This is a genomic window from Pseudomonas sp. GW822-FHT03F04, from assembly GCF_058801405.1.
Genome location: NZ_JBXANF010000021.1, coordinates 1 through 5,355 on the forward strand (window position 1 = coordinate 1; position 5,355 = coordinate 5,355).

Sequence of the window (5,355 nt, forward strand, 5' to 3'; positions counted from 1 at the left end):
TTTCGTCTTCACACACCGCAATCTGGTCTCTTTCGAGTTCGCAAATTGCTTGGGTGTTATATGGTCAAGCCTCACGGGCAATTAGTATTGGTTAGCTCAACGCCTCACAGCGCTTACACACCCAACCTATCAACGTCGTAGTCTTCGACGGCCCTTCAGGGAACTCAAGGTTCCAGTGAGATCTCATCTTGAGGCAAGTTTCCCGCTTAGATGCTTTCAGCGGTTATCTTTTCCGAACATAGCTACCCGGCAATGCCACTGGCGTGACAACCGGAACACCAGAGGTTCGTCCACTCCGGTCCTCTCGTACTAGGAGCAGCCCCTCTCAAATCTCAAACGTCCACGGCAGATAGGGACCGAACTGTCTCACGACGTTCTAAACCCAGCTCGCGTACCACTTTAAATGGCGAACAGCCATACCCTTGGGACCGGCTTCAGCCCCAGGATGTGATGAGCCGACATCGAGGTGCCAAACACCGCCGTCGATATGAACTCTTGGGCGGTATCAGCCTGTTATCCCCGGAGTACCTTTTATCCGTTGAGCGATGGCCCTTCCATACAGAACCACCGGATCACTAAGACCTACTTTCGTACCTGCTCGACGTGTCTGTCTCGCAGTCAAGCGCGCTTTTGCCTTTATACTCTACGACCGATTTCCGACCGGTCTGAGCGCACCTTCGTACTCCTCCGTTACTCTTTAGGAGGAGACCGCCCCAGTCAAACTACCCACCATACACTGTCCTCGATCCGGATAACGGACCTGAGTTAGAACCTCAAAGTTGCCAGGGTGGTATTTCAAGGATGGCTCCACGCAAACTGGCGTTCACGCTTCAAAGCCTCCCACCTATCCTACACAAGCAAATTCAAAGTCCAGTGCAAAGCTATAGTAAAGGTTCACGGGGTCTTTCCGTCTAGCCGCGGATACACTGCATCTTCACAGCGATTTCAATTTCACTGAGTCTCGGGTGGAGACAGCGCCGCCATCGTTACGCCATTCGTGCAGGTCGGAACTTACCCGACAAGGAATTTCGCTACCTTAGGACCGTTATAGTTACGGCCGCCGTTTACCGGGGCTTCGATCAAGAGCTTCGCGTTAGCTAACCCCATCAATTAACCTTCCGGCACCGGGCAGGCGTCACACCCTATACGTCCACTTTCGTGTTTGCAGAGTGCTGTGTTTTTAATAAACAGTCGCAGCGGCCTGGTATCTTCGACCGGCATGGGCTTACGGAGCAAGTCCTTCACCCTCACCGGCGCACCTTCTCCCGAAGTTACGGTGCCATTTTGCCTAGTTCCTTCACCCGAGTTCTCTCAAGCGCCTTGGTATTCTCTACCCAACCACCTGTGTCGGTTTGGGGTACGGTTCCTGGTTACCTGAAGCTTAGAAGCTTTTCTTGGAAGCATGGCATCAACCACTTCGTCGCCTAATGGCAACTCGTCATCAGCTCTCGGCCTTAGAATCCCGGATTTACCTAAGATTCCAGCCTACCACCTTAAACTTGGACAACCAACGCCAAGCTGGCCTAGCCTTCTCCGTCCCTCCATCGCAATAACCAGAAGTACAGGAATATTAACCTGTTTTCCATCGACTACGCTTTTCAGCCTCGCCTTAGGGACCGACTAACCCTGCGTCGATTAACGTTGCGCAGGAAACCTTGGTCTTTCGGCGTGGGTGTTTTTCACACCCATTGTCGTTACTCATGTCAGCATTCGCACTTCTGATACCTCCAGCAAGCTTCTCAACTCACCTTCACAGGCTTACAGAACGCTCCTCTACCGCATCACTTACGTGATACCCGTAGCTTCGGTGTATGGTTTGAGCCCCGTTACATCTTCCGCGCAGGCCGACTCGACTAGTGAGCTATTACGCTTTCTTTAAAGGGTGGCTGCTTCTAAGCCAACCTCCTAGCTGTCTAAGCCTTCCCACATCGTTTCCCACTTAACCATAACTTTGGGACCTTAGCTGACGGTCTGGGTTGTTTCCCTTTTCACGACGGACGTTAGCACCCGCCGTGTGTCTCCCATGCTCGGCACTTGTAGGTATTCGGAGTTTGCATCGGTTTGGTAAGTCGGGATGACCCCCTAGCCGAAACAGTGCTCTACCCCCTACAGTGATACATGAGGCGCTACCTAAATAGCTTTCGAGGAGAACCAGCTATCTCCGAGCTTGATTAGCCTTTCACTCCGATCCACAGGTCATCCGCTAACTTTTCAACGGTAGTCGGTTCGGTCCTCCAGTCAGTGTTACCTAACCTTCAACCTGCCCATGGATAGATCGCCCGGTTTCGGGTCTATTCCCAGCGACTAGACGCCCTATTAAGACTCGCTTTCGCTACGCCTCCCCTATTCGGTTAAGCTCGCCACTGAAAATAAGTCGCTGACCCATTATACAAAAGGTACGCAGTCACAGAACAAAGTCTGCTCCCACTGCTTGTACGCATACGGTTTCAGGATCTATTTCACTCCCCTCTCCGGGGTTCTTTTCGCCTTTCCCTCACGGTACTAGTTCACTATCGGTCAGTCAGTAGTATTTAGCCTTGGAGGATGGTCCCCCCATATTCAGACAAAGTTTCTCGTGCTCCGTCCTACTCGATTTCATGACTAAGAGATTTTCGCGTACAGGGCTATCACCCACTATGGCCGCACTTTCCAGAGCGTTCCGCTAATCTCAAAGCCACTTAAGGGCTAGTCCCCGTTCGCTCGCCACTACTAAGGGAATCTCGGTTGATTTCTTTTCCTCAGGGTACTTAGATGTTTCAGTTCCCCTGGTTCGCCTCTTGCACCTATGTATTCAGTACAAGATAACCATCTTATGATGGCTGGGTTCCCCCATTCAGACATCTCCGGATCAAAGTCTGTTTGCCGACTCCCCGAAGCTTTTCGCAGGCTACCACGTCTTTCATCGCCTCTGACTGCCAAGGCATCCACCGTATGCGCTTCTTCACTTGACCATATAACCCCAAGCAATCTGGTTATACTGTGAAGACGACATTCGCCGAAAATTCGAATTTCTCAACTAAGAGAACTCACAAATTTTACCTTAGCCTGATCCGTTACCAGTGAAAGTAACGTTCAGTCTATCTTTCTATCACATACCCAAATTTTTAAAGAACGAACTAGTCAAAGACTAGAAATCAACATTCACCATCCACTCGATGGAATGCTCATTTCTAAGCTCTTACTTCAGAAGCAGTAGTGGTGGAGCCAAGCGGGATCGAACCGCTGACCTCCTGCGTGCAAGGCAGGCGCTCTCCCAGCTGAGCTATGGCCCCGTATTTCTACAGGCGTTTCCCACACAAAATTGGTGGGTCTGGGCAGATTCGAACTGCCGACCTCACCCTTATCAGGGGTGCGCTCTAACCAACTGAGCTACAGACCCAATTTCGGGCTGCTTCTTTCGTCTTCTTCAATGAATCAAGCAATTCGTGTGGGAACTTATGGAGCAGCTGATGTCGTCGATTAAGGAGGTGATCCAGCCGCAGGTTCCCCTACGGCTACCTTGTTACGACTTCACCCCAGTCATGAATCACACCGTGGTAACCGTCCTCCCGAAGGTTAGACTAGCTACTTCTGGTGCAACCCACTCCCATGGTGTGACGGGCGGTGTGTACAAGGCCCGGGAACGTATTCACCGCGACATTCTGATTCGCGATTACTAGCGATTCCGACTTCACGCAGTCGAGTTGCAGACTGCGATCCGGACTACGATCGGTTTTATGGGATTAGCTCCACCTCGCGGCTTGGCAACCCTTTGTACCGACCATTGTAGCACGTGTGTAGCCCAGGCCGTAAGGGCCATGATGACTTGACGTCATCCCCACCTTCCTCCGGTTTGTCACCGGCAGTCTCCTTAGAGTGCCCACCATAACGTGCTGGTAACTAAGGACAAGGGTTGCGCTCGTTACGGGACTTAACCCAACATCTCACGACACGAGCTGACGACAGCCATGCAGCACCTGTCTCAATGTTCCCGAAGGCACCAATCCATCTCTGGAAAGTTCATTGGATGTCAAGGCCTGGTAAGGTTCTTCGCGTTGCTTCGAATTAAACCACATGCTCCACCGCTTGTGCGGGCCCCCGTCAATTCATTTGAGTTTTAACCTTGCGGCCGTACTCCCCAGGCGGTCAACTTAATGCGTTAGCTGCGCCACTAAGAGCTCAAGGCTCCCAACGGCTAGTTGACATCGTTTACGGCGTGGACTACCAGGGTATCTAATCCTGTTTGCTCCCCACGCTTTCGCACCTCAGTGTCAGTATCAGTCCAGGTGGTCGCCTTCGCCACTGGTGTTCCTTCCTATATCTACGCATTTCACCGCTACACAGGAAATTCCACCACCCTCTACCATACTCTAGCTCGCCAGTTTTGGATGCAGTTCCCAGGTTGAGCCCGGGGATTTCACATCCAACTTAACGAACCACCTACGCGCGCTTTACGCCCAGTAATTCCGATTAACGCTTGCACCCTCTGTATTACCGCGGCTGCTGGCACAGAGTTAGCCGGTGCTTATTCTGTCGGTAACGTCAAAATTGCAGAGTATTAATCTACAACCCTTCCTCCCAACTTAAAGTGCTTTACAATCCGAAGACCTTCTTCACACACGCGGCATGGCTGGATCAGGCTTTCGCCCATTGTCCAATATTCCCCACTGCTGCCTCCCGTAGGAGTCTGGACCGTGTCTCAGTTCCAGTGTGACTGATCATCCTCTCAGACCAGTTACGGATCGTCGCCTTGGTGAGCCATTACCTCACCAACTAGCTAATCCGACCTAGGCTCATCTGATAGCGCAAGGCCCGAAGGTCCCCTGCTTTCTCCCGTAGGACGTATGCGGTATTAGCGTTCCTTTCGAAACGTTGTCCCCCACTACCAGGCAGATTCCTAGGCATTACTCACCCGTCCGCCGCTGAATCCAGGAGCAAGCTCCCTTCATCCGCTCGACTTGCATGTGTTAGGCCTGCCGCCAGCGTTCAATCTGAGCCATGATCAAACTCTTCAGTTCAAACATCTTTGGGTTTTGAGAAAACCCTAAACTTGGCTCAGCAATCGTTGGTTACATCTTTGATTTCTCGCGGAGTAACTTGTGATGCTGATAATCTTTCTGACTATCAGTCTGACTCCACAAGCACCCACACGAATTGCTTGATTCAGTTGTTAAAGAGCGGTTGGTTAAGATCTTTCGTCTCAACCGAGGCGCGCATTCTACAGCAGCCTCATTTGCTGTCAAGTGATTATTTTCAGAAGTTTTCGAAGAATTCTTCAACAACTTCAACCACTTGCGCTTCCGATCTCTCGTTAGCGGGAGGCGAATTCTACAGCGTTACACGCTGCTGTCAACACCTCTTTTTCTCCGCTTTCGA

The 5,355-nt window shown here is 51.3% G+C and carries 2 tRNA genes and 2 rRNA genes; all 4 read right to left on the reverse strand.

Features of this window, described 5'->3' with window-relative positions:
• Positions 1-60: 60 nt before the first annotated feature.
• A 23S ribosomal RNA gene (locus AC1RMX_RS29605) occupies positions 61-2,951 on the reverse strand.
• A gap of 245 nt (positions 2,952-3,196) precedes the next feature.
• Positions 3,197-3,272: transfer RNA gene (locus AC1RMX_RS29610), tRNA-Ala, on the reverse strand.
• A gap of 30 nt (positions 3,273-3,302) precedes the next feature.
• Positions 3,303-3,379, reverse strand: a tRNA-Ile gene (locus tag AC1RMX_RS29615).
• An 81-nt stretch (positions 3,380-3,460) separates the two neighbouring features.
• Positions 3,461-4,997, reverse strand: a 16S ribosomal RNA gene (locus AC1RMX_RS29620).
• Together the 16S and 23S rRNA genes with 2 tRNA genes alongside form the textbook arrangement of a ribosomal RNA operon.
• Between the last annotated feature and the right edge of the window lie 358 nt (positions 4,998-5,355).